Origin of the sequence: Microbacterium sufflavum (assembly GCF_023091155.1) — a bacterium.
In the GTDB taxonomy this organism is placed as follows: domain Bacteria; phylum Actinomycetota; class Actinomycetes; order Actinomycetales; family Microbacteriaceae; genus Microbacterium; species Microbacterium sufflavum.
Genome location: NZ_JAHWXK010000001.1, coordinates 2,462,699 through 2,485,256 on the forward strand (window position 1 = coordinate 2,462,699; position 22,558 = coordinate 2,485,256).

General features: G+C 72.0%; 25 protein-coding genes. 13 read left to right on the forward strand and 12 right to left on the reverse strand.

Features of this window, described 5'->3' with window-relative positions; translation table 11 throughout:
* The first annotated feature begins 3 nt into the window (after positions 1-3).
* Both KZC56_RS11860 and KZC56_RS11865 read left to right on the forward strand, forming a co-directional pair.
* Entirely contained in the window at positions 4-1,233 is a 1,230-nt protein-coding gene (locus KZC56_RS11860) for an MFS transporter (protein WP_206251449.1), read from the forward strand.
* A gap of 9 nt (positions 1,234-1,242) precedes the next feature.
* Positions 1,243-1,848 (forward strand): NUDIX hydrolase, encoded by a 606-nt coding sequence (locus KZC56_RS11865; RefSeq protein ID WP_247638619.1) that lies wholly within the window; start codon positions 1,243-1,245, stop codon positions 1,846-1,848.
* 2 nt (positions 1,849-1,850) lie between these two features.
* Here the strand turns inward: KZC56_RS11865 and metX are convergent, their stop codons facing one another.
* Together metX and KZC56_RS11875 are read right to left on the reverse strand one after the other, a co-directional pair.
* Complete coding sequence (metX, locus tag KZC56_RS11870) at positions 1,851-3,056, reverse strand: homoserine O-acetyltransferase MetX (RefSeq protein ID WP_136044555.1); 1,206 nt, start codon at positions 3,054-3,056, stop codon at positions 1,851-1,853.
* Positions 3,057-3,162: 106 nt separating this feature from the next.
* The gene (locus KZC56_RS11875) at positions 3,163-4,485 is read right to left on the reverse strand and encodes a bifunctional o-acetylhomoserine/o-acetylserine sulfhydrylase (protein ID WP_247638620.1); all 1,323 of its coding nucleotides are present in this window, start codon (positions 4,483-4,485) and stop codon (positions 3,163-3,165) included.
* Positions 4,486-4,694: 209 nt separating this feature from the next.
* On the opposite strand from KZC56_RS11875, the gene KZC56_RS11880 reads away from it, so the two are divergent.
* The 4 genes from KZC56_RS11880 to KZC56_RS11895 all read left to right on the forward strand — a co-directional run bounded on the left by KZC56_RS11880 (position 4,695) and on the right by KZC56_RS11895 (position 7,481).
* Entirely contained in the window at positions 4,695-5,297 is a 603-nt protein-coding gene (locus tag KZC56_RS11880) for a hypothetical protein (protein WP_247638621.1), read from the forward strand.
* Between the two features lie 63 nt (positions 5,298-5,360).
* The gene (locus KZC56_RS11885; protein ID WP_247638622.1) at positions 5,361-6,143 is read left to right on the forward strand and encodes an SDR family oxidoreductase; all 783 of its coding nucleotides are present in this window, start codon (positions 5,361-5,363) and stop codon (positions 6,141-6,143) included.
* The gene (locus KZC56_RS11890) at positions 6,143-6,859 is read left to right on the forward strand and encodes a uracil-DNA glycosylase (protein WP_247638623.1); all 717 of its coding nucleotides are present in this window, start codon (positions 6,143-6,145) and stop codon (positions 6,857-6,859) included. The genes KZC56_RS11885 and KZC56_RS11890 overlap by 1 nt, the downstream gene beginning before the upstream one ends.
* Before the next feature lie 4 nt (positions 6,860-6,863).
* Positions 6,864-7,481, forward strand: coding sequence for a GNAT family N-acetyltransferase (locus KZC56_RS11895; protein ID WP_136036873.1), 618 nt, complete (start codon positions 6,864-6,866; stop codon positions 7,479-7,481).
* A 3-nt stretch (positions 7,482-7,484) separates the two neighbouring features.
* Here KZC56_RS11895 and KZC56_RS11900 read toward each other — a convergent pair whose 3' ends face one another.
* From KZC56_RS11900 to KZC56_RS11925, 6 genes are all read right to left on the reverse strand, one after another.
* Positions 7,485-8,282, reverse strand: coding sequence for an ABC transporter ATP-binding protein (locus KZC56_RS11900; protein ID WP_136032612.1), 798 nt, complete (start codon positions 8,280-8,282; stop codon positions 7,485-7,487).
* Entirely contained in the window at positions 8,279-9,070 is a 792-nt protein-coding gene (locus KZC56_RS11905; RefSeq protein ID WP_247638624.1) for an ABC transporter ATP-binding protein, read from the reverse strand. Before KZC56_RS11905 ends, KZC56_RS11900 begins: the two co-directional genes overlap by 4 nt.
* Positions 9,067-9,936, reverse strand: coding sequence for an ABC transporter permease (locus tag KZC56_RS11910; RefSeq protein ID WP_136032608.1), 870 nt, complete (start codon positions 9,934-9,936; stop codon positions 9,067-9,069). Before KZC56_RS11910 ends, KZC56_RS11905 begins: the two co-directional genes overlap by 4 nt.
* Positions 9,933-10,883, reverse strand: coding sequence for an ABC transporter permease (locus KZC56_RS11915; RefSeq protein ID WP_136032606.1), 951 nt, complete (start codon positions 10,881-10,883; stop codon positions 9,933-9,935). The genes KZC56_RS11910 and KZC56_RS11915 overlap by 4 nt, the downstream gene beginning before the upstream one ends.
* Positions 10,884-10,901: 18 nt before the next feature.
* Positions 10,902-12,422 carry an ABC transporter substrate-binding protein gene (locus KZC56_RS11920; protein WP_136036870.1) on the reverse strand — a complete coding sequence of 507 codons (1,521 nt, stop codon included), beginning with the start codon at positions 12,420-12,422 and terminating at the stop codon, positions 10,902-10,904.
* Between the two features lie 92 nt (positions 12,423-12,514).
* A complete protein-coding gene (locus KZC56_RS11925) occupies positions 12,515-13,441 on the reverse strand; it encodes an alpha/beta fold hydrolase (protein WP_240745409.1) in 927 nt (308 codons plus the stop codon).
* 177 nt (positions 13,442-13,618) lie between these two features.
* Between KZC56_RS11925 and KZC56_RS11930 the strand changes: the two genes are divergently transcribed.
* The 3 genes from KZC56_RS11930 to KZC56_RS11940 are packed head-to-tail and all read left to right on the forward strand — an operon-like array spanning position 13,619 to position 15,328.
* The gene (locus KZC56_RS11930) at positions 13,619-14,095 is read left to right on the forward strand and encodes a carboxymuconolactone decarboxylase family protein (RefSeq protein WP_136036868.1); all 477 of its coding nucleotides are present in this window, start codon (positions 13,619-13,621) and stop codon (positions 14,093-14,095) included.
* On the forward strand, positions 14,092-14,805 hold the full coding sequence (locus tag KZC56_RS11935) for a tyrosine-protein phosphatase (RefSeq protein ID WP_247638625.1): 714 nt from the start codon (positions 14,092-14,094) through the stop codon (positions 14,803-14,805). The genes KZC56_RS11930 and KZC56_RS11935 overlap by 4 nt, the downstream gene beginning before the upstream one ends.
* Positions 14,806-14,857: 52 nt before the next feature.
* On the forward strand, positions 14,858-15,328 hold the full coding sequence (locus tag KZC56_RS11940) for an SIP domain-containing protein (protein WP_136044548.1): 471 nt from the start codon (positions 14,858-14,860) through the stop codon (positions 15,326-15,328).
* A 1-nt stretch (position 15,329) separates the two neighbouring features.
* Here the strand turns inward: KZC56_RS11940 and KZC56_RS11945 are convergent, their stop codons facing one another.
* The 4 genes from KZC56_RS11945 to KZC56_RS11960 all read right to left on the reverse strand — a co-directional run bounded on the left by KZC56_RS11945 (position 15,330) and on the right by KZC56_RS11960 (position 19,467).
* The gene (locus KZC56_RS11945; protein WP_240744603.1) at positions 15,330-15,773 is read right to left on the reverse strand and encodes a Fe-S oxidoreductase; all 444 of its coding nucleotides are present in this window, start codon (positions 15,771-15,773) and stop codon (positions 15,330-15,332) included.
* Complete coding sequence (locus tag KZC56_RS11950) at positions 15,770-16,573, reverse strand: arginase family protein (protein ID WP_247638626.1); 804 nt, start codon at positions 16,571-16,573, stop codon at positions 15,770-15,772. The genes KZC56_RS11945 and KZC56_RS11950 overlap by 4 nt, the downstream gene beginning before the upstream one ends.
* Positions 16,574-16,639: 66 nt before the next feature.
* Positions 16,640-17,386: a PspA/IM30 family protein gene (locus KZC56_RS11955; protein WP_136032592.1), complete on the reverse strand. Its 747-nt coding sequence runs from the start codon at positions 17,384-17,386 to the stop codon at positions 16,640-16,642.
* 59 nt (positions 17,387-17,445) lie between these two features.
* Positions 17,446-19,467, reverse strand: a complete 2,022-nt coding sequence (locus KZC56_RS11960; protein WP_247638627.1) for a TPM domain-containing protein — start codon at positions 19,465-19,467, stop codon at positions 17,446-17,448.
* Between the two features lie 122 nt (positions 19,468-19,589).
* On the opposite strand from KZC56_RS11960, the gene KZC56_RS11965 reads away from it, so the two are divergent.
* The 4 genes from KZC56_RS11965 to KZC56_RS11980 are packed head-to-tail and all read left to right on the forward strand — an operon-like array spanning position 19,590 to position 22,513.
* Positions 19,590-20,429: a DUF3097 domain-containing protein gene (locus KZC56_RS11965; protein ID WP_247638628.1), complete on the forward strand. Its 840-nt coding sequence runs from the start codon at positions 19,590-19,592 to the stop codon at positions 20,427-20,429.
* Positions 20,430-20,473: 44 nt separating this feature from the next.
* Positions 20,474-21,199, forward strand: coding sequence for a tRNA (guanosine(46)-N7)-methyltransferase TrmB (gene trmB, locus KZC56_RS11970; RefSeq protein ID WP_136032587.1), 726 nt, complete (start codon positions 20,474-20,476; stop codon positions 21,197-21,199).
* Positions 21,196-22,080 (forward strand): CPBP family intramembrane glutamic endopeptidase, encoded by an 885-nt coding sequence (locus tag KZC56_RS11975; protein ID WP_247638629.1) that lies wholly within the window; start codon positions 21,196-21,198, stop codon positions 22,078-22,080. Before trmB ends, KZC56_RS11975 begins: the two co-directional genes overlap by 4 nt.
* A gap of 40 nt (positions 22,081-22,120) precedes the next feature.
* The gene (locus KZC56_RS11980) at positions 22,121-22,513 is read left to right on the forward strand and encodes a DUF1304 domain-containing protein (RefSeq protein WP_136032583.1); all 393 of its coding nucleotides are present in this window, start codon (positions 22,121-22,123) and stop codon (positions 22,511-22,513) included.
* Positions 22,514-22,558 lie beyond the last annotated feature (45 nt).

A 22,558-nucleotide genomic window follows, 5' to 3' on the forward strand; every position in this document is an offset into this window, starting at 1 on the left:
CCGGTGAATCCCTCGACCGCATCGAGGGGTGCGGCGAAGAGGGCGCTCCTCTCTCTCGCCATCGGCAGCTTCGGCATCGGCATGACCGAATTCGTCGTGATGGGGCTGCTCCCGAACATCGCCGCCGACCTGCTGCCGTCCGTCTGGGCGACCAGCCAGGAGGAGGCGCTGAGCCAGGCCGGCTGGCTGATCTCGCTCTACGCGCTCGGCGTGGTGATCGGCGCGCCGACGATCGCGGGTTTCGTCGCCCGGTTCCCGCGCCACCGCGTGATGATCGTGCTGGCGCTCGCGCTCGCCGTGTTCAACGCGCTGACCGTCGTGCTGCCCACGTTCGAGCTGGTCGGTGCATCGCGGTTCCTGGCGGGCCTGCCGCACGGCGCCTACTTCGGGATCGGCGCGCTCGTGGCCGCCGAGGTGATGGGGCCGGGCAACCGCGCGAAGGGCGTCGCCTTCATCCTCACCGGGCTCACGGTGGCGAACGTCGTGGGGGTGCCGCTGGGCACGTTCCTCGGGCAGCAGTGGGGCTGGCGTGCCGCGTTCGCCGTCGTCGCGCTGGTGTTCGCCCTCGCCACGCTCTGCATCGCCCTGTTCGTGCCGGCGCACCCGGGCGACCCCGGTCGCACGATGCGCGCGGAGCTCGGGGTGTTCCGCATCGGACAGGTGTGGTTCACGCTCGGCGTCGGCGCGATCGGCTTCGGCGGCTTCTTCGCCGTCTACAGCTACATCGCGCCGCTGGTCACCGAGGTCGCGGGGTCACCCGAGTGGGCGGTGCCGATCGTGCTGGTGCTGATGGGGCTGGGTATGACCGCGGGCAACCTGGTCGGCGGGCACCTCGCCGACATCGACCTCCGGCGCACGCTGCTGGGTGGCCTGGCCGCGATGGGCGTCGTGTTCGCGCTGCTGGCGGTGCTGTCGTTCTGGATCGTGAGCCTCGGCCTGCTGGTGGTGCTGGTCGGCTTTGTCTCGTCCGTGCTCAGCCCCACCATCCAGACGCGGCTCATGGACGTCGCGGGCGACAACCAGTCGATCGCCGCGGCCATGAACCACTCCGCGCTGAACGTCGGCAACAGCCTCGGCGCGTTCCTGGGCGGCGTCGTGATCGCACTCGGCTGGGGCTTCACCGCTCCCGCGTGGACCGGCGCCGCGCTCGCGGTCGCCGGACTGCTCATCGCGCTGCTGTCGTACGGGGTGGAGGCGCGTCGCGCCCCAGCGGTCGTCGTACTCGCGTCGTAGAGTGACGGGGTGACGATCCCCGACGACGAGCTGCCGCTGGCGGGGACGGCCGTGCTGCTGCGACCCGCCGACGAGGGCTTCCGCGTGCTGCTGCTGCGGCGACCGGAGCGCGGCTCGTTCGCCGGAGCCTGGGTGTTCCCCGGCGGCAAGGTCGAGCAGGGCGACCGCCGCGACGGCGCCGAGCGCGTGGACGATGCGCGGCGGGCGGCGGTGCGCGAGACCGCGGAGGAGGTGGGCCTCGCGATCGACGGGCTCGTGCCCCTGTCGGAGTGGCGGCCGCCCGCGGAGGCTCCCGTCCGCATCCGCACCTGGTTCTTCCTCGCCGAGGCCCCGCGGGCCGAGGCCGTGCCGTCCGAGGCGGAGGTCGCGGAGCTCGCCTGGGTCACCCCGGCGGAGGCCCTCGGCCGACACGCGTCGGGGGAGTGGACGCTGTTCCCGCCCACCTGGGTCACGCTGCACCGGCTGTCGATGCACGACCGGGCCTCCGCGGCGCTCGCGTCGGCCGGGGCGGCGGAGCTGTTCCAGACGCGTGTGCTCGACGGCGGGCGGGCCTTCGCGTGGGAGCAGGGCACGCTGCACGCCGCGGCACGTCCGTGGAGCTTCGCCCCGGCGTGAGCTCAGGCGTCGAGGAGGCGTCGCAGCTGCGTGCCGACCGCGTCGGTCTCGATCAGGAAGCCGTCGTGGCCGAAGTCGCTCGCCAGCACCACCGCGTCGTCGTCGAGCACGGTGGGGATGCTGCGGGCGATACGCTGCTGGCCGTCGACGGGGAACAGCCGGTCGCTGTCGATGCCGAGCACGAGGGTCGTGGCCGTCACCGCGCGCAGCGCCTCCTCCACACCACCGCGACCGCGCCCCACGTCGTGAGAGTTCATGGCCTCGACCAGGGTGATGTAGCTGTTGGCGTCGAACCGGCGCGTGAACTTGTTGCCGTGGAAGTCGAGGTACGACTCCACCGCGAAGCGTCCGCCGTGCCCGAGCGGTGACACGTCGGACTGCCACGACCGCTGGAACCGCTGGTTGAGCTCGATCGGGCTGCGGTAGTTCAGCAGGGCCATGCGCCGGGCGAGGGCGAGGCCGCGGTGGGGGCCGTCGCCGTCGGAGAGGTCGTAGTACTCGCCGCCCTGGAAGCGCGGATCCATGCGGATGGTCTCGAGCTGCACCGTGTTCAGGGCGATCTGGTCGGCCGTCGTCACCGGTGGCGAGGACAGCACGGCGAGCCGCTCGACGCGGGCGGGATGGGTGACCGCCCACTCCAGCGCGTGCATGCCGCCCATCGAGCCGCCGATCACCGCCGCCCAGGTGTCGATGCCGAGCGCGTCGGCCAGGCGCACCTGCGCGGCCACCTGATCGCGGATCGTGAGGTAGGGGAAGCGCGACGCCCACTCGTAGCCGTCGGGGGCGATGCTTGCCGGTCCGGTCGAGCCCTGGCAGCCGCCGAGCATGTTCGGCGCGATCACGAACCACCGGTCGGTGTCGAGCGCCGCGCCCGGCCCGACGATGTCCTCCCACCAGCCGGCCGTGGGGTGTCCGGCCCCTGCCTCGCCGCGCACGTGGCTGTCGCCGGTGAGCGCGTGGAGCACGAGCACGGCGTTGTCCCGTGCGGCGTTCAGCTCGCCCCAGGTCTCGTACGCCAGCCGGATGCCGGGGAGCTCGGCCCCGCTCTCGGTGCGGAACGACCCGAAGGCGGCGAAGCGGCGCCCGCCCACGGGGTCTCCGTCGCGCCACGCGCCGGTCGCGGGCGGTCGGGCACGGAGCAGACGGACGTCGGCCTCCGTCACGGGTGCCGACGGCACCGTGTCCTCGGAGGTCGTCTGCCAGTCCATCCCCCCATTCTCGCCTGGCGGGCGGCGCTCCGGCGGCAGGTTACGCGGCGGGGACGACGGATGCCCCGGACCGCGTGGTCCGGGGCATCCGTGCGAGACGGTCCGCTCAGGCGCGGGCGGCCTCCGAGACGGCGCGCGCGGCGGCGAGGGCCTGGTCGAGGTCGGCCTTCAGATCGTCGATGTTCTCGAGCCCCACCGACAGACGCACGAGGCCCGGCGTGACACCCGCCGTGAGCTGCTGCTCGGGCGTGAGCTGCGCGTGCGTCGTGGAGGCGGGGTGGATGACGAGCGAGCGCACGTCGCCGATGTTGGCGAGGTGGCTGAACAGCGACAGGCTGTTGACGAACTCGCGACCGGCCTCCACGCCGCCCTTGAGCTCGAACGACAGGACCGCGCCGACGCCCTTCGGCGCGTACTCGTTCGCCTTGGCGTACCACGGCGAGGAGGGCAGACCCGAGTAGTTGACCGACGCGACGTCGTCGCGGCCGTCCAGCCACTCGGCGATCTCCTGGGCGTTCTGCACGTGGCGCTCGATGCGCAGCGACAGGGTCTCCACGCCCTGGATGAGGTTCCACGCGCTCTGCGGCGCGATGGAGGAGCCGAGGTCGCGCAGCAGCTGCACGCGGGCCTTGATGATGTAGGCGAGCGCGTCGCCGACCGCGGCCGTGTAGCTCGCGCCGTGGTACGAGGGGTCGGGCTCGGTGAGGCCGGGGAACTTCTCGACGTTCTCCGACCACGCGAAGCGGCCGCCGTCGATCACGACGCCGCCGATGGTCGTGCCGTGGCCGCCGAGGAACTTGGTGATCGAGTGGACGACGATGTCGGCGCCGTGCTCGAACGGGCGGATGAGGTAGGGCGTCGCGATCGTGTTGTCGACGATCAGGGGGACCCCGTTCTCGTGCGCGATGTCGGCGACCGTGCGGATGTCGAGCACGTTGATCTGCGGGTTGCCGATCGTCTCGGCGAAGAACAGCTTGGTGTTCGGACGGACGGCGCGGCGCCACTCCTCGGGGTCGTCCTGGTTCTCGACGAACGTGACCTCGATGCCGAGCTTGGCGAGCGTGTACTTGAAGAGGTTGTAGGTGCCGCCGTAGATCGAGCTGGAGGCGACGAAGTGGTCGCCGGCCTGGGCGATGTTGAGGATCGCGAAGGTCGAGGCGGCCTGGCCGCTGGACAGGACGAGGGCGCCGGTGCCCCCTTCGAGGGCCGCGAGGCGCTGCTCGAGCACGTCCTGGGTCGGGTTCTGGATGCGGGTGTAGATGTTGCCGAACTCGGCCAGCGCGAACAGGTTCGCGGCGTGGTCGGCGTTGTCGAACACGTACGACGTGGTCTGGTAGATCGGCGTCGCACGCGCCTTCGTGACCGGGTCGGGTGCGGCGCCCGAGTGGATCTGCTTGGTCTCGAAACGCCAGGTCTCGGGTGCGGACATGTGTTCCCCCTGGAACGGTCGGAAGTCGGATGGCTGGTGCCCTTGCAGCGAGAGTACGGAACTTCCCCCGCTGTCAACAGCGGCCGGGAAATGTGACGTAACACAGCGCTCCTCACCTCGAGCGGAGGACGCAGGTCTTCCGCTCGGCCGCCGTGCCGGTTACCGTACCTGCCAGGCGCGGCCGACGGGCCGGCGGACAGGAGACCCCCATGACTGTCGACCACCTCGGTGCGGGCGCACACGATGACGAACCCCGGGGCCTGCCCCGCCGGACCGTGCTGGCGGGCGCGGTCTGGTCCGTGCCGGTGATCGCGCTGGTGACCGCCGCGCCGGCCGCGGCGGCGTCGGCCGAAGGGCTGGGCCGATTCGTGATCGAGACCATGCAGGGCGGCACCTGGGTGGACCCGCAGTACTACGGCGCATCGATCCAGCTGCGCAACGACGACACGCAGGCGGCCACGATCCCGGTGGCGGACATCACCAGCGGCACGGTCACCGTCACCATGAATCGAGCCGACGTCGGCGCGCTGCAACCGGTCGTCATCGCGAACGCCGGCGGGTCGAGCCCGTCCGTTCCCGCGCTCCCGGCGACCGACCCGACCTGGACCGCGGGGGGCGTGACCGACAACGGCGACGGCACCGTGACGTACACACTGGCGTACGTGGGCAGCGTCGCGGGGCAGGGGGTCACGCACGTCACGTTCGGCATCCTCGGTCCGACGCCGCTGAACTCGGGTATCCCCGTGACGGTCACCTCGACGGGGAGCCCCAGCGACGGCACCGTGCACACGCGCACCGCCACGCTGTTCTGACGTTCGCGGCACCACGGCGATCGTCGCTCGGGAATCGGGTGAGGACATCGTACGGTGGAGGGCATGGCGAACAGACGTGCAGTGGTGACAGGGGCGAGTTCCGGGATCGGCGCGGCGACGGTGCGCGCGCTGCGGGGGCGGGGATGGGACGTGGTCGGCGTCGCCCGCCGGGAGGACCGCCTGCGGGCCCTGGCGGCGGAGACCGGGGCCTCGGTGATCGCGTGCGACCTGACCGACGGTGCCGCCGTGTCGGCCCTGGTCGGAGAGCTCGAGCGTTCGGGTCCGCTGCACGCGCTGGTGCAGGTCGCCGGGGGCGCGCGCGGGACGGACCGCGTGGAGGATGCCGCGATCGACGACTGGCAGTGGATGTTCGACGCGAACGTGCTGGCCACGCAGCGCCTGGTCGCGGGCCTCCTGCCCCTCCTGCGGGCGACGGCCGAGGTGGACGGGCACGCCGACACGGTGTTCGTGACCTCGACCGCCGCGCAGACGGCGTATCCGGGCGGGGCGGGGTACAACGCGGCGAAGGCGGCCGAGGCGATGCTGGTGCGGGCCCTGCGCCAGGAGCTCAACGGCGAGCCCATCCGGGTCGTGGAGGTCGCGCCGGGGATGGTGCACACGGAGGAGTTCACGCTCAACCGTCTCGGCGGCGACGCGGTCGCGGCGGAGGCGGTGTACGCCGGGGTGGAGGCGCCCCTCCTGGCCGACGACGTCGCCGATGTGATCGCCTACGCGCTGGGGGCTCCCGCACACGTCAATCTCGACCTGATCACGATGCGCCCGGTGGCGCAGTCCGCCCAGCACCTGCTCGCGCGGGGTCCGCTGCGCGTGCGGACCGCGGAGTGATGGCGGGCCGCGGCCTCGCCGAGCTCGCGCGCGACGGACTGATCGATCCGGGCTGGGCGGAGGCTCTGGCTCCCGCGCAGGAGCGGATCACCGCGCTCGGCGAGCGGCTCTGTGCGGAACAGGCGGCCGGTCGCGGCTACCTTCCCGCGGGCGAGAACGTGCTGCGGGCGTTCCAGCGGCCGCTGTCGGAGGTGCGGGTGCTCATCACGGGGCAGGACCCGTACCCCACGCCGGGGCATCCGATCGGGCTGTCGTTCGCGGTGGACCGCCACGTGCGACCGCTGCCGCGGAGTCTGACGAACATCTACAAGGAGCGCGAGAGCGACCTCGGTCTCCCGCCCGCGCCGCACGGCGACCTCACGGCGTGGAGCGACCAGGGCGTGCTGCTGCTCAACCGGGTGCTCACCGTGCAGCCGGGCGCGGCGGGCTCGCACCGCCGCTGGGGCTGGGAGGAGGTGACAGAGCTCGCGATCCGTGCGCTCGTCGCCCGGGACCAGCCGCTCGTCGCCGTGCTGTGGGGCAGGGACGCCGCGAACCTCCGTCCGCTGCTCGGCGACACGCCGGTGATCGAATCCGCGCACCCGTCGCCGCTCTCGGCGAGCCGCGGCTTCTTCGGTTCGCGGCCCTTCTCCCGCGCCAACGCGCTGCTGGCGGAGGCGGGCGGCGACCCGGTGGACTGGCGGGTGGAGGGCGAGGCGGAGGCGTCCCTAAGCTGAGCGCATGCAGTTCGAGCCGGGGGACCGTCGCCGGGTGCTGCCGCGCCATCTGCGACCGGCACCGGCTCCCGAGGTCTTCGCGTACGCCATCCGGCCCGCGCGTCCCGCCGACCTCCCTCACGTGCGCGAGATCTACAACCACTTCGTGAGCAACTCGGCGGTCACGCTCGACGAGCGCCGCAGCACGATCCCGTCCTGGCGGGAGAAGTATGCGCTGCTCGACCGTCTCGGGCTCCCGTTCCTGGTGGCGGTGTCGCCATCGGGGGCCGTGCTGGGCTACGCGGTGGCGCAGCCGTGGGCGGGCAAGAACGCGTACCGCTACACGGTCGAGGACTCGATCTACCTCGGCCCGGGGGCGGGCGGGAAGGGGCTGGGGTCGGCGCTCCTGCAGGCGCTCATCGAGGCGTGCGAGCAGCGCGGCATCCGCGAGATGGTCGCGGTGATCAGCGACCGCGGGGCCGAGGCGTCGATCCGGTTGCACGAGAAGCTCGGCTTCGTCGAGGCGGGGCGGATGGGACGTGTCGGACACAAGTTCGGCCGCGACCTCGGCACCGTGTATCTGCGCCGGGCGCTGCGCCCGTCCCGTCCGCGTCGCGGCGCGCTGTTCGGCCGCTCCCGCTGAGCCTCAGCCCTCCGCAGGGCCGGGGATGACCGGGATCGCCGCCAGCAGCGCCCGCGTGTAGTCGTGCGCGGGGTGCAGCAGCACGTCCGCCGTCGCACCGCGCTCGACGATGCGGCCGTCCTTCATCACCACGACCGTGTCGCACAGGTTCTGCACCACGCCGATGTCGTGCGAGACGAGCAGCAGCGTCAGCTCGGAGGTCGCCTTGAGCTCGCGCAGCAGGTCGAGGATCTGCGCGCGCACCGTGACGTCGAGGGCGGACAGCGGCTCGTCGCCCACGAGGATGCGCGGACGATGCACGATCGCGCGGGCGAGGGCGATGCGCTGCCGCTGCCCGCCGGAGAACTCGTGCGGGTAGCGGTCGCCCATGTCCGGCTCGAGCCCGACCTGGGCGAGCACTTCCCGTACGCGTGCCCGGTGGTCGCCCTCGATGCCCAGGGCCCACAGGGGCTCCCGCACGATCTGGCCCGCGGTCATGCGGGGGTCGAGCGAGGCGTACGGGTCCTGGAACACGAGCCCGGTCTGCCGTCGCAGCCAGTGCAGCGCCCGGGCGGAGGCCGCGGCGTCGACCGCACGACCGTCCACCGCGACCGTTCCGGCGGTCGGGCGGTCGAGCCCGAGGAGCAGCCGCACCAGGGTGGACTTGCCCGACCCCGACTCGCCGATGATACCGACCGACGACCCCTCGACCACGTCGAGGTCGGTGGGCTCCAGCGCGGTCTGCCGCCGCGTTCGCTCGAAGGTCGTGCGCTTCGGTACCACGAAGTCCCGCCGCAGGCCGCGTGCCTCGATCAGGCTCATGCCGCACCGCCTTCCGGCCGCCACAGGGTCGCGGTCGCATCGCGCAGCAGCCCCTGCGTCACGGGGGAGGCGGGGGTGCTCAGCAGGGTCGACACGGGTGCGGCCTCGACGACCCTGCCGTGTTCGAGCACCACGCCGGCGGTCGCCACCTGGGCCAGCACCGCGAGGTCGTGCGTGATGAACACGAGCGACATGCCCTCGTCTTCCACGAGCCCCAGCAGCAGGGACAGGATCTCCGCCTGGATCGTCACGTCGAGCGCCGTGGTGGGTTCGTCGGCGATGAGCAGCCGAGGGCGGCAGGCGAGGGCCATCGCGATCGCCACCCGCTGCCGCTGCCCGCCCGAGAGCTGGTGCGGGTAGCGGTCGACGGTGGTCTCGGGGTCGGGGAGCCGCACGCGTGCCGCCTGGGCGATCGCGCGCTCCCTGGCCTCGCGCTTCCCGAGACCCTGGTGGATACGGATCGACTCGGCGATCTGCCGCCCCACGGTACGGATCGGGTTCAGGGCGGTGCGTGGCTCCTGGAACACGATGCCGATGTCGTCGCCGCGCAGCCGCGCGAGCTCCCGGTCGGGAAGGCCGATCAGCTCGGTGCCGTCCCAGCGGATGCTGCCGTGCGCGGTCGCCCCGTCCGGGAGCAGCCCGAGCACTGCAAGCGCCGTGAGCGACTTTCCGGAGCCGGATTCGCCGATCAGCCCGACCCTGGCGCCATCGGGCACCTCGAACGACACGCCGTCGACCAGGCGTCGCCCGTCGAGCTCGACGACCAGGTCCTCCACCACCAGGCTCACGCGACCACCGCCGGGGTGTGCGTCTCAGCGGCGCGGTGCCGCAGGGTCGGGTCGGTCGCCTCGCGCAGTCCGTCGCCCAGCAGGTTGAGCGCCAGCACGGTGAGGGTGATGGTCAGTCCCGGCCAGATGACCGTGAGCGGGTGCACGCCGATGTAGCGCTGCAGGTCGGCGAGCAGCAGACCCCAGCTCGGCTCGACCACCGAGGCGCCGAAGCCGAGGTAGGACAGGCCGGCCTCGGCGAGCACGGCCACCGCCATCGACCACGACAGCTGCACGATGAACACCGGGGCCACGTTCGGCAGCAGGTGGCGCACGAGCGTCTGCGCCGGTGTCAGCCCCGAGGCGCGGGCGGCGAGGATGAAGTCGCTCTGCTGCACGCGGCGCAGCTCGGGGCGCGTGACCCGGGCGATGTTCACGCCGAACCCGATGCCGACCGCCCAGATGACGACCCACAGCGACCCGCCCCAGACCGACGAGATCATCATGGCGATGAGCAGCACCGGGAACGCGATCAGGATGTCGACGAGCACGGCCACGGTCTCGCGCACGAGCCGCGTGGTGAGCGCTCCGAGGGCCGCGAGCGCGATGCCGACGAGCGTGGCGATGAGGCCGGCGCCGACACTGACGAACACGGTCGTGCGGGCGCCGGCCATCAGCAGACTGAGGATGTCGCGCCCGGTGTCGTCGGTGCCCAGCAGGTGGGGGAGGCCCGGCGGCAGCCAACGGTCGCCGATGTCGGAGGCGCGCGGGTCGAACGGCGTCCAGAACAGCGATACGAGGGCCGCGAGCGCGATGACGGCGACCACGATCAGGCCGAAGCGTCCGGTCGCGGTCTGCCACAGCCGGTGCAGCCAGCGGGGGGTCATGCGGCCTCCCGCTGTCTGGGGTCGATCGCGCGATGCAGCAGGTCGACCACGAAGCCCACGACCAGGACGAACCCGGTGAGCACGAGCAGCTCGCTCTGCACCTTGATCAGGTCGCGCGTGCCCACGTCGGCCACCAGCATCCGGCCGATACCGGGCAGGGTGAACAGCTGCTCGATCACGACGGAGCCGACGATGATCCCGGCGACCTGGAGCCCGAGCACCGTCACGATCGACAGCCCGACCGCCGGGATGCCGTGCTGGATCAGGGCGCGCGTGCGGGTGAGCCCTTTGGCCGCGGCCGTGCGCACGAAATCCTGACCGGCGGCCTGGAGCGTGGCGCTGCGCACGAACCGCATGAGCATCGCGCCCTCCACGATCCCGATGGTCAGCGCGGGAAGCAGCAGCGCCTCGATGGCTCGGCCCGGGGTCGACCAGCCGGTGCGCGGAAAGCCCTGCGGCGGGAGCCAGCCGAGCCACACGGAGAACACCACGATCAGCATCATGCCCGCCCAGACCACCGGAACGGCCGCGAGCGCCTGCGCACCGACGCTGAGCGCCGTCCCGCCGCGCCGGCCGCGCAGAAGGGCCGCGAGGATCCCGAACGGCACGGCGATGAGCACCGCGATCAGCAGCGACAGCAGGCCGAGCGGCACCGTGACCTGCGCCTTGAGCAGCAGCTCCTCGCCGACGGACGCGCCGGAGAGGAGGGAGGTGCCGAGGTCGCCGCGGAAGATGCCGCCGATCCAGTCGGTGTACTGCGCGAGCAGGGGACGGTTCAGGCCGAGCGACTCCCGGAGGGCTTCGACCTCGGAGGGCGAGGCCTGGGTCCCGGCGATGAGCTGGGCGACGTCACCGGGGAACACCCGGAGGGTCAGGAAGATGAGCGCGCTCGACACGAGGAGCCCTGCGATGAGCAGGGCCCCTCGGACGAGCGCGTAGCGCAGCACGGGGTCGGAACCGGGCGCTCAGTCGGCGCTGCTGACGGTGACGTCCGCCAGGTTGATGCGCGAGTTGATCGAGTCCTCCGGGAAGCCCGAGACGATCGGGCTGACCGCGGTGATGGTCTCGCCGTTGTACAGCCAGTCGGCCGCGTGGTCCTCCGACACGATGCGGGCGGCCTGGGCGAGCAGCTTCGCCGACGCGTCGGGGTCGACCTCGGCCAGCGCCTGGGCGTACAGGTCCTGCACCTCGGCGTTGTCGTAGCCGAAGTAGTAGTCCGGGTTGGCGAAGTTGCCGAAGTCGCGCGGCTCGACGTGCAGCACGAAGCTGAGGTCGTAGTCCTTGTTGGTGTAGACGTCTTCGAGCCAGGTCGGGAACTCCACCGAGTCGACCTCGAGGTTCACGCCGACCTTGTCGAAGTCGGAGATGAGCACCTTCGGGACGGTCGTGCCGTAGAACGAGGGGATCGTGAGCGTGAGGTCGAGGTCCTCCTGCCCCGCCTCGGCCAGCAGCTCCTTCGCGCGCTCCGGGTCGTAGGAGATCACGTCGGAGAGGTCCTCGTAGCCCGGGTCGAGCTCGGGGATCGGCCCGTACAGCGGGGTGCCGGCTCCGACGGCCTCGATCAGCGCGTCGTGGTCGATCGCCAGGCGCAGCGCCTCACGCACGCGCACGTCGTCGAGCGGCGCCTTCTTGTTGTTGAACGCGAGCGTGGCTTTGTCGGTCGTGCGGCCCTTCGTGAGGGTGAAGTCGCCGGAGTCCTCCAGCTGTGATGCGAGGTTCGGGTCGACGGCGGTGAGCACGTCGACGTCGCCGGCGAGCGCCGCGTTCACGCCGGCGGTGAAGTCGGGGATGTACTGGAACTCGACCTCGGCGACGCTCACCGGGTCGCCCCAGTACTCGTCGTTGCGCGCGAACGTGATGGTGCTGCCCTTGTTCCAGCGCGAGAGCGTGAACGGGCCGGTGCCGTTCTCCGCGGTCTTCAGATCGGTCGTGTCGCCGGTCTTGAACACGAGTCCGGCCGGGCCCGTGAGCGCGAACAGGAAGTTCTGGTTCGGCGCAGACAGCACGATCTGCACGGTGGTCGGGTCGGGGGCGGTGATCGAGGCGACCGACGCGAACTCGGCGTTGCCCTGCACGGTGGCGTCGGTGCGCACGGTCTCGTACGACGAGACGACGTCGGCGGAGGTCAGGGGAGTGCCGTCGTGGAAGACGACCCCGTCGTTCAGCGTGAACGTGTAGGTCAGCCCGTCGTCCGACACCTCGTAGTCCGAGGCCAGACGCCCCTCGATCTCGTTCTCCTGCGTGCGGCTGACGAGGCCCTCGTAGATGTTGTCGATGAGGATCTGCTCGAGGGCGGCGCCGCTCGTGTGGCGGATGTCGAGGTTGGTGGGCTCGAGCACGAGCCCCACGTGCAGCGTCGCGTTCGAATCGGGCTCGCCGGTCCCGGTGGAGGGTCCGGGCTCTGCGGAGCCGGAGCAGGCGCTGAGCACGACGGCGGTGGCCGCGAGTGCGGAGATCAGCGCGAGGCGTCGGTGACGAAAGAACATGGGTGTTTCCTCTCGGTGCGGCAGGTGCTGTGTGCCGGTGGGACGAGCCTAGGGTTGCGGGGAGGTGCGGGGGTCGGCGACGGAACGGAACGTCATATTCCGCCGGTCGCCGACGTGGTGCGCGAGGTCAGGAGCGCAGCCAGCTCGGCGGGCGCGGTCTCCTGCACGTTGTGGGTGGCGTCGAGCACCACCACGCGGGCGGCGGGGAGGCGGCGCTGCAGCTCGGCGGCGTCCTCGGCGCTCACGAAGCCCCGCTCCGCCCGGACCAGCGTCAGCGGGGAGCGCACGCCGGCGAGGTCGTCCCAGCCGGTCTCGTGCAGGACGGACGGGGCGGCGGGGGTGCCGGGGTCGTGCGCCGACAGCGCCTGCGCCGCGAGGTGGGCGAAGTGGTGCTTCCACTCGATCCGGCCGTCGTCGCGCACACGCGTGTTGAGGAAGACGCCGCGCTCGGTCTCGGGGCGGGTGCCGCCGAAGCCGAGCGCCATGGCCTTGTCGACCAGCTCGTCGCGGGTGGCGAAGTCGGTCGGGCCCTCGTAGAACGCCCGCAGCGCCGCGGGGCCGGCGGTCACGTCCACTCCCGGCGTGATGTCGACGACCACGAGTTCGGCCACGAGGTCGGGGCGGGCCGCGGCGAGGGCGGCGCCGGTGAGCCCGCCGAGGGACTGGCCGACGACCACCTGCGGCTGGGTCGTCCAGGCGTCGAGCGCGGCGGCCACGTCGGCGGCGAGCACGCGCGGGGTGTAGTCGGCGTCGTCGCGCCACGAGGAGTCGCCGTGACCGGCGAGGTCGATCGCGAGCACCGGCTGCTGCAGGGCCAGCGCGGTCGTGTCCCACGTGTGCGCGTTGAGCCCGGCCCCGTGCAGGAGCGTGATCCGGGGCTCGCCCGTGCCGAACCGGAGGGCGCTGAGGGTGCGGCCGTCCGCGAGCGGTAGTGTCAGGCGCTGCACCTCCGGGAGGGGGACGCCGAGCGCTTCGGCCTGTGCGGGAAGATAGGTGAACTCGCTGGTGTCGATCGCCACGGGGCTATTCTGCGCCCCTGCCACGCCGACGCGGAAATGCGAGAGCATTGTGACAAAAAGCTGCGGTCGATTACTTCTCGTTTCGATGTACATCATCGCGAGTAGCTTGACCTTCTGCATTTCCGGGTGTGCGCGCTCGCCGGTCGCTGCGCCTCGACCGCGCCATATCATGGAGGCATGACCGAACAGCGCGTGCATCTCTCCAAGACCGAGCCGGCTGCGTATCAGGCCCTCGACGCGTTCTCCAAGACGGTCGGCTCCATCTGTGCGGCGAACGGGATCGATGACCGGCTCAAGGAGCTCGTCATGATCCACTGCTCGCAGTTGAACGGGTGCAGCTATTGCACGCGCATCCATGTCGATCGCGCGGCCGCCGCCGGGATCGACGCCGACACGCTCACGCAGATCCCCGTGTGGCGCGAGAGCGGGGTCTTCAGCGACCGGGAGCGGGCAGCGCTCGAGCTCGCCGAGGCGTTCACGTTCATCGCGGAGGACGGCATCTCCGACGAGGTGTACGACCTGGTCGGCAGCGTCTTCACCGAGAAGGAGTACGCCGCGCTGAGCTGGGCCTGCGTATCGATCAACGCATTCAACCGCATCGTCATCGCCGGTCGCTACCCGGTGCCGCCGCGCACCGCACCGGCCGCGTCATGACCGTTCTCGACGTCGAGGGCGTCTCGAACGTCCGAGACGTGGGCGGGATGCAGGCGGAAGGTGGGCGCATCCGCTCGGGTGTGCTGCTGCGGTCCGGTCAGCTCTCCACCGCGACGCCCGCCGGGGCCGCTGTCCTGCGGGACGCCGTGGCGCGCATCGTGGATCTGCGCGACGGGGAGGAGGTCGCCGCGGAGCCGAGCGAGATCGACGGGCCGGAGACGACGCACCTGCCGCTCTTCCTCGGGTCCGTCCGCTCCTTCTTCGAGTCGGACGTGAGCCTCGACGACCTGTACCTGCACCTGCTGGAGGAGAGCGGCGACCGGCTGGTGGAGGCCGTCCGCATCATCGCCGCCGGCGACCCGACCCTGGTGCACTGCACGGTGGGCAAGGACCGCACCGGGGTGACCGTCGCGCTCGCCCTGTCGGCCGTCGGCGCCGATCGGGAGGCGGTGATCGCGGATTACGCGCTCACCGAGTCGCAGCTGCCGCCGGAGCGCTCGCGGCGCATCGCGGAGTACCTGCGCTCACAGCACCCGGAGGCGGTGCACGCGGTGGCCCTTGCCACGCAGTCGCCCGCCGACGTCATGCGACGGCTGCTCGCGCAGGTCGATGAGCGCTGGGGCTCGGCGGCGGGATACCTGCGCGCCAACGGCATGACCGAGGGCGAGCTCGACGCCCTGCGTGCCGCCCTGGTCGAGCCCATCGACTGAGGTCGACGGGGAAGGTTAGGCAAGCCTTCACTTGGTGTAGCATGGAGCCATCATGACCACCTCGCTCGAGATCCGCGGAGCCCGCGCTGCACGTCGTGCCGCGCGTCGCCGCGCCCACCACCTGGTGACGGCCGATGAGCACTCCCTCGCGGAGCTCGAGGCCTTCCTGGCCACGCTGCCCCTGTGTGCCTCCGGTCGCATCTTCATCGAGGTGCCCGAGGTGTCCGACATCGGCGTGATCGAGGCACCCGGTCGCATGACGGTCACCTGGCTCGCGCGTGGACAGCGCTCGGGAACCCCGGGCAGCGGTCGCGCCTGCGCCGCGGGACAGGCGCTCGCCCGTGCCACCTGCGCCTGGGCCGACGAGATGATGTGCGACGACGAGGTGGAGACCCACGTCACGCTGCTGGGCGGCTACCTCGGCACGGCCGACATCGTCGAGCACCTCACCGGCGCCCTCGGCATCGCCCCCGGTCTGATCCACGCACCGGAGCGCTTCGGCCTCCTGCCGATCGCGCGCTGACTCAGCGCGGACGACGGACGTAGTTGCCGTCTTCCAGCCCCGCCTCGATTTCGAAGCGGTTGCGCAGCGGGTCGCGCCCCGCGAACAGGTACAGCACCGGCATCAGGAACCCGTAGCGCAGCCACTGCTCCTTGTGCACCGCCTCGTGTCGCAGGACCGCGTCGCTCGGCGGTTCGTCACCGGTGAGGAAGCAGCCACCGACGCACACACCGCCGCGGTTGAACGTCCACGAGGGCATGCCGCGGAAGATCCACAGGCCGTTGCGTCGCTCGACCCGCCCCGTGCTCCACAGGGAGCCCCAGAGCCAGCCGACGGCTGTGCCCCAGGCGTAGCCCAGGCGGCTGATGGGGGAGCGCAGCAAGAACGCGGGGATGCGACGATCCGCACGCCGCCCGCGGCGCAGCCGTTCGGCGGCCTCGTCCTGCCAGCCCTCCGGCGGCGTCACGCGACCGCTCCGACCAGGCGCAGCAGCGCGCCCAGATCGTCGACCGCGTCGGCAGGGGACCGCGGCGCGAAGCCGGCGATCGTCGCCCCGGCCAGCGGGATGCTCTCCCGCAGGCGGCGGATGGCGGCGCTCAGGGCGGCGGGAGACACCCCGAACGGCACCGCGGAGGACACTCCGGCGAAGGCGGCGGGGTCGAGCACGTCGACGTCGATGTGGACCCACACGCGGCGGGCGCCCGTGGCCCGCACCGCGGCGGCCAGTGCGTCCGGATCGTCGAGATCGGCGACCGACAGACCGGTGAGCGCGGCGAGCGGATCGACCTCGGCGTCGTCGACGTTGCGGACACCGACGGTCACCACGCGCTCCCGCGGCACACCGGGGGACAGCGCGAGCTGCTCCTCGCCCTCGCCGAGCACCGCGCGCAGCGCCATGCCCGAGAAGGCACCGGACGGGGAGGTCTCCGGCGTGTGCAGGTCGGCATGCGCGTCGCACCACACGACCGCCACATCGTCCGTCCCCCCGGGGAGCGCGTCGAGTGCCGCGACCGTGATGCTGCAGTCGCCGCCGATCAGCACCGTGTCGGCCGTGAGGTGCTCGCGCACCAGCTCGCGCGTCCGCTGCAGGGCGCTGAGGCGTCGCACCCCCGTCCCGAGGGACTCGCCCGCCTCGACGGGCACCTCCAGCACGGTGGTCGCCGCGCGCGGGAGATCGCCGGCGATCGCCGACGCCCCGTCGACCAGGAGCATCGCCCGCGCGGCGGGCGAACCCTGCCACTGCGGCACGACGAGGAAGCGGACCATGGGAAGACCTCTCGACAGCGGAAGTGCTGATGCCCCGGGCACGCGGCCCGGGGCATCAGCGAGGGATCAGGAACCTTCGAGTGCCTGACGGGGAGCAGCGCCCCCGGCCTTGAGCTCGGCCAGGCGCGCCTCGACCTCGGTCAGCTCGCCGAGGTCCTCCAGGCTCTCGAACTGCGCATCGAGGCTCGACGCGGCCAGCTCGGCCTTGCCCTGCGCGATGGCCTCCTGGCGGCGGACCTTGTCCTCGAAGCGGCCCAGCTCGCTGGTCGGGTCGAGCACGTTGATCGAGCTCACCGCGTCCTGCACCTTGGTCTGCGCCTCGGCGACCTTGGCGCGGGCGAGCAGCTCGCTGCGCTTGTTCTTGAGTTCGTTGAGCTTGTCCTTCATGCCGTTGAGGCCGGTCTTGAGCTTGTCGACGATCTCCGTCTGCGCGGCGATCTGCGGCTCGGCGCCGGTCGCCTCACGCTCGGCGCTGATCTGGCGCTGCAGGGCGATCTTGGCGAGGTTGTCGAACTTGTCGGCGTCGGCGGTGTTGCCGGCACCGCGCATCTCATCGGCCTTGCGGCTCGCGGCGAGGGCCTTGTTGCCCCACTCGGTGGCGGCCTGCACGTCTTCCTCGTGATCGCGCTCGAGCAGACGCAGGTTGCCGATGGTCTCCGCGATGGCGGACTCGGCGTCGGCGATGCTGTTGGTGTAGTCGCGGACGAGCTGGTCGAGCATCTTCTGCGGGTCTTCCGCAGAATCCAGGAGGGCGTTGATGTTCGCGCGGACGAGGGTGGAGATCCGTCCGAAGATGGACTGCTTGGCGGTCATGCGTGGTTCCTTTCAGAGGGTCGTCGTAAAGAGCGTGTCGTACGTGTCTGTGCGGGGGATCAGAAGCGTCGCCCCCCGGAGCGTCCGCGGCTGCCTCCGCCTCCGAAGCCGGAGCTGCGGAAACCGCCGCCGCCGGAGGAGCGCCAGCCGCTGCTGCTGCGACGCGAGGACCCGCCCCCGCCGCCCGCCAGCAGTCCGCCGATGATCCCGCCGAGGATGTCGCCGCCGATGCCGGAGCCGCCCGAGCCGGTCGAGCCGCCGAAGAGCCCGCCCCAGCTGTCGTCGGCGGCCACGGCCGGGCCGTACGAGCGCACGTCGGACTCGGCCGCCGCGGTCGCCTGTCTGGCGAGGTCGAGCGCCCTGGTCGCCTCGGCGAGTGCCCGCTCGACGTCGGTCGTGCGCAGGCTCAGCGCCTGCGTGAGTGCGGCCTCGGCGCTCGCGAGGCGCGTCCGCGCGGCGGAGCCGACCGTGCCGCGGCGGGTCTCGATGAACTCCCTCGTCGCGCGGATCTCGGAGTTCGCCTGGGCCAGCGTGGGCTCGAGCAGCTGTTGCGCACGGCGCGCGCGGTCGACGGCCTCTCGCCCCTGCGCGAGCGCGGCGTCGATCTGCGTGTTCGCGGCCGTGAGCGCGTCGAGTGCGCGCTGCGGATTCTTCGCCGTGCCGGTCAGATCGGCCTGTGCGACCTGCAGCTGCTGGGCGGTGGCGGAGGCCGCGGCGGCGATCGCGCCGGACGGGTCGGGCAGCTGCGCGGCGGCGGCGAGGTCGGACTGCAGCTCCGCGACCAGGGCGGTGGCGGCCCGCTGCGTGGCGGACAGCTCCGTGCCGAGCGCCACGATCGCCCGCACCAGTTGGCCGGCCTGCGCCACGGACTGCTCCGCGGTGCGGATCGCGAACGCCGCCTCGCCCGATCGCCCGGCGGCGATCGCCTGCTCGGCAGCCTGGATCGAGCGGTCGGCGAGGGCTGCACGCTCCTGCGCCTGCGTCGGGTTGTCGGCCACCGTGGCGAACGCGGCCGGATCGTACGCGGCCGAGAGCGCGGCGAGCGACGAGGCGGCGGTCGGCAGCAGCGGGGTCAGTGCGGCGCGCTCTCCGCGCACGCGCTCGAGCTCCTGCGGCGCGTTCTGCTCCAGCTGGCGCAGTGCGTCGAACGCCTCGGTGTTCTCGTCGAGCACGCGGTCGATCTCGTCGGCGAGCTGGATGATGCGGATGTGCCACGCCCGGCGGTCATGGACGGAGTCCTCGATCTCGTCGTCGAGCTTCTGCCGCAGGTCGAACGCCTCCGCGATCTTCGCCTTGGCCTCGTCGACCGCGCGCGTGAACTCGGCCGTCGCCCCGTCGCCGAACTGCGCCACCGCGAAGCCGAGCTCCTCGCGGCTGGACGTGATGGCGTCGTCGGCCTGCACGAGCGCGGCACCGGCCTGCTGCTCGACCTGCGCGTCGGTGAGCGTGGAGAACGGGTCGGCGGGGTCGGGGGTCTCGGGCATCGCGCCGCGCTCGCGGATGGCGGCGTTGCGCCGCGCACGGCGGACGAGCGAGACCACGAGCCAGATCAGCAGCAACACGACGACGACCGCGACCACGATGAGCGTCACCCGCAGGGCACCCGCGCCGCCGTCGCCCTGGATCCGGTCGGCCGCGAGGGTGATCGCGCCCGCCCAGTCCCCGGCTCCCGCGAGCGGTGCGATGTCGTTCTCGATGCCGTCGAGCTGGCTGTTGCTCAGCGGACCGGAGGAGTCGGCGGAGATGTAGAGGCTGCGGCCGTCGACCGCGATCGCGAGCAGGTACTGCGACGGGCCGAGGTTGTTCGCCGACGCCACCGCGTCGGCCCAGTCCGCGCTGTCGGAGGGGTTGGTGAAGTCGTCGACGAGGACGACGAAGAGGTCGGCCGAGGAGTTGGCCGAGAGCTCCTGCAAGCGGGTCTCGACCGTGCTCTTCTCGGACGGGCTCAGGACCCCGGCCTGATCGGTGACGTACCCGGCGTCGAGCGTGAGCGGATCGGTGGCGGAGGCGGCGGACGTGCTGAACGTCCCGATCATCGCGGCCAGCAGAAGTGCGGCCAGCGCAAGCCACCGTTTCGTCATCGTGTTCCCTCCGACCGGCAGCCGAGCCCCATGTCACGAGTCTATGCACTGGGTACGACACGCGACAGCGCCGCGGTGCGCATCGCCGTTCGCCGTCAGCGGAGACACATACGCTGGAGGGCATGGACGACAGGTACGGATCCGATGTGCTGGCGTCGGGCTGGCGCGAACGCGGAGCGAAGCAGGTGCCGATCGTCCCGGCCGAGATCGACCTCGTGGTCGAGGTCGCCGCGGACGGCTACTGCGGCGCGGTGACGCGCGTGCAGGGCGGCACCGTCGAGCTCGAGGACTGGAAGGGGCGCAAGCGCCTCTTCCCGCTCGGCGGCGGCTTCCTGATCGACGGCGCGCCCGTGCGGCTGACCGTCCCCGCCGCGAAGGAGCAGGGACCGCGACGCACGGCCTCCGGCTCGTTCGCGGTCGCCGACCAGCGCGCCAGGACCGCGCTTCCCAGCCGCATCCTCGTCGAGGGACGCCACGATGCCGAGCTGGTCGAGAAGGTGTGGGGCGCCGACCTGCGGGTGGAGGGCGTCGTGGTGGAGTATCTGCAGGGCGTCGACCTGCTCGACGAGCTCCTCGCCGCCGAGCCGCCCAGCCGCGAGCGGCGCTACGGCGTGCTGGTGGACCACCTCGTGCCGGGATCGAAGGAGTCGCGCATCGCCGAGGCCGTGGCCCGCGGACCCCACGGTCGGCACGTGCGCATCGTCGGCCACCCGTTCGTCGACGTGTGGCAGTGCGTCACCCCGCGGTCGCTGGGCATCGCGGCGTGGCCCGAGATCCCGCGCGGCGTGGACTGGAAGACGGGCATCTGCCGCGCGTTCGGATGGCCGCACGAGACCCAGGCCGACACCGCGCGGGCCTGGCAGCACATCCTGTCCAAGGTCACCACGTATCGCGACCTCGAACCCGCGCTGCTCGGCCGTGTGGAGGAGTTGATCGACTTCGTCACGGAGCCGGCGGGCTAGCGCTCCGGTCCGGGCGGCGGAGCGCCGACGGCTACCCTGGAACCATGCCCGAACCCCGCACGTTCCGCGACGAACCGGTGTCTTTCGTGCGCCGCAGCGGCCGGATGTCCGACGCGCAGGAGCGCGCCTTCGCCGAGCTCGGCCCGCAGTACCTGCTGGACGTGCCGCGCGACGTGGCCTGGACCTCGGTGCACCCGGAAGCACGGCTCGACCCCGCGGCCGAGTACGGCAGGCACGCCGACCTGTACGTCGAGATCGGCTCGGGCCAGGGCCACGCGATCGTCGCCGCCGCGACCTCCCGCCCGGACGACGACTTCCTGGCGGTCGAGGTGTTCCGGGCGGGACTCGCGCGCACCATGCTCGATGCCGACCGGGAGGGCGCGCGCAATCTCCGCGTGGTCGAGGCCAACGCGCCGGAGGTGCTGTCGTCGTACCTGCCCGAGGGTGCCGCGCGCGAGGTGTGGATCTTCTTCCCCGACCCCTGGCACAAGAAGCGGCACACCAAGCGCCGCCTCGTCCGTGCGGGCTTCGGTGCGACCGCGGCCAGGGCGCTGCGCGACGGCGGTCTGCTGCGGCTCGCGACCGACTGGGAGGACTATGCGCTCCAGATGCGCGAGGTGCTCGACGAGGATCCGCTCTTCGAGCGCGCGTTCGACGGTGAGTGGGCGGAGCGCTTCGACGGGCGCGTGATGACGGCCTTCGAGCGGAAGGGCATCGCGAAGGGACGCGACATCCGCGACCTCGTGTACCGTCGGCGGGCGCGCGCGTGACCCTGCCCGCGACGGCCACCTCCCTCCGTGCGGGCGGCGTGGTGGCGGCCGCGCTCGTGTGCGCCGCGGCTCCGGCGTTCTTCGTGCTGGAACTGCCCTGGCTCGGGTGGCTGCTGCTCGCGGTCGGCCTCGCGGCGGCGTGGGTCGCGGAGCGCTCGGGGAACTCCCGACGGACGGACGCTGCGGAGGCGGGCGCGGTGCCGGAAGACGGGCGGCGACGGACCCCGTCGCTCACGCGCGACCTGTCGCTCATCGCGGTCGGCATGCTGATCGTGAGCGTCATCCCGCTCGCCGCGGAGCTGGACAACCTCGCGATGCTGCGGTTCACCCTCGCGCTGGGCGGCGCGGTCGCCGTGCCGTACCTGATCTCCCGCTTCGTGTACCGCGAGCGGGCGATCTCGTTCCCGTGGCGCACGGGGCGGCGCTGGGGACGGCTCCAGTGGGGCTGGCTGGTGGCGGTGCTCGTGCTGGGCTGGCTGATCCTGCCGTACTACTTCATCAGCAGCGGCGTGTATCAGAACTGGCCGGTGGTCGACACGCCCGACCTCATCGCCCGCCTGTTCGTCGGCGTCGGCGCGGTCGGCATCTGGGACGAGCTGTTCTTCATCTGCACCGTCTTCGCCCTGCTGCGGCGGCACTTCCCGGACGCCCTGGCGAACGTGCTCCAGTCGATCGTGTTCGTGTCGTTCCTGTGGGAGCTCGGCTATCGCGAGTGGGGGCCGCTGCTGACCATCCCGTTCGCGCTGCTGCAGGGCTTCATCTTCCTCCGCACGCACTCTCTCGCCTACGTGGTGACCGTCCACCTGCTGTTCGACGCCGTCGTGTTCGCGGTCCTCGTGCACGCTCACAACCCCGGGCTGCTTCCGGTCTTCCTCGTGTGAGCGGCTTGCCCCGCAGCGCCTCGCGACGGGACAATCGGGTGTGCTCATCGTCGGACTCGTCCTCGCCGCGGCCGCTGCGGCCTTCCACGTCTTCATCTTCGCGCTCGAGTCCCTGCGCTGGACCGAGCCGGAGACCCGCAAGATCTTCGGCGTCGCGAGCGAGGCCGACGCCGTGACCATGAAGCAGCTCGCGTTCAACCAGGGCTTCTACAACCTGTTCCTGGCGCTCACGACGCTGCTCGGCATCGGTCTCGTGATCGTCGGCGCGGCCACGGTGGGTGTGACGCTCGTGCTGGCCGGCACGGGAATGATGCTGGCCGCGGCCCTCGTCCTGGTGCTCTCCGATCGCTCGAAAGCACGCGCCGCGGCGATGCAGGGAACCCTGCCGCTGCTCGCCGTGCTCGCGACCGCGATCGGGCTCGGCCTGGGCTGAACCCCGGCGCGAGGGGTGACTTTCCCACGCACAGCCGCCACACTC

Coding starts and splice junctions, on each gene's coding strand:
- KZC56_RS11895 (WP_136036873.1), top strand. CDS start 6,864: ATGCAGTTCGAGCCGGGGGACCGTCGCCGGGTGCTGCCGCGCCATCTG.
- KZC56_RS11940 (WP_136044548.1), top strand. CDS start 14,858: ATGACCACCTCGCTCGAGATCCGCGGAGCCCGCGCTGCACGTCGTGCC.
- KZC56_RS11930 (WP_136036868.1), top strand. CDS start 13,619: ATGACCGAACAGCGCGTGCATCTCTCCAAGACCGAGCCGGCTGCGTAT.
- KZC56_RS11880 (WP_247638621.1), top strand. CDS start 4,695: ATGACTGTCGACCACCTCGGTGCGGGCGCACACGATGACGAACCCCGG.
- KZC56_RS11900 (WP_136032612.1), bottom strand. CDS start 8,282: ATGAGCCTGATCGAGGCACGCGGCCTGCGGCGGGACTTCGTGGTACCG.
- KZC56_RS11955 (WP_136032592.1), bottom strand. CDS start 17,386: ATGACCGCCAAGCAGTCCATCTTCGGACGGATCTCCACCCTCGTCCGC.
- KZC56_RS11885 (WP_247638622.1), top strand. CDS start 5,361: ATGGCGAACAGACGTGCAGTGGTGACAGGGGCGAGTTCCGGGATCGGC.
- trmB (WP_136032587.1), top strand. CDS start 20,474: ATGCCCGAACCCCGCACGTTCCGCGACGAACCGGTGTCTTTCGTGCGC.
- KZC56_RS11935 (WP_247638625.1), top strand. CDS start 14,092: ATGACCGTTCTCGACGTCGAGGGCGTCTCGAACGTCCGAGACGTGGGC.
- KZC56_RS11965 (WP_247638628.1), top strand. CDS start 19,590: ATGGACGACAGGTACGGATCCGATGTGCTGGCGTCGGGCTGGCGCGAA.
- metX (WP_136044555.1), bottom strand. CDS start 3,056: ATGGACTGGCAGACGACCTCCGAGGACACGGTGCCGTCGGCACCCGTG.
- KZC56_RS11890 (WP_247638623.1), top strand. CDS start 6,143: ATGGCGGGCCGCGGCCTCGCCGAGCTCGCGCGCGACGGACTGATCGAT.
- KZC56_RS11910 (WP_136032608.1), bottom strand. CDS start 9,936: ATGACCCCCCGCTGGCTGCACCGGCTGTGGCAGACCGCGACCGGACGC.
- KZC56_RS11920 (WP_136036870.1), bottom strand. CDS start 12,422: ATGTTCTTTCGTCACCGACGCCTCGCGCTGATCTCCGCACTCGCGGCC.
- KZC56_RS11875 (WP_247638620.1), bottom strand. CDS start 4,485: ATGTCCGCACCCGAGACCTGGCGTTTCGAGACCAAGCAGATCCACTCG.
- KZC56_RS11950 (WP_247638626.1), bottom strand. CDS start 16,573: ATGGTCCGCTTCCTCGTCGTGCCGCAGTGGCAGGGTTCGCCCGCCGCG.
- KZC56_RS11960 (WP_247638627.1), bottom strand. CDS start 19,467: ATGACGAAACGGTGGCTTGCGCTGGCCGCACTTCTGCTGGCCGCGATG.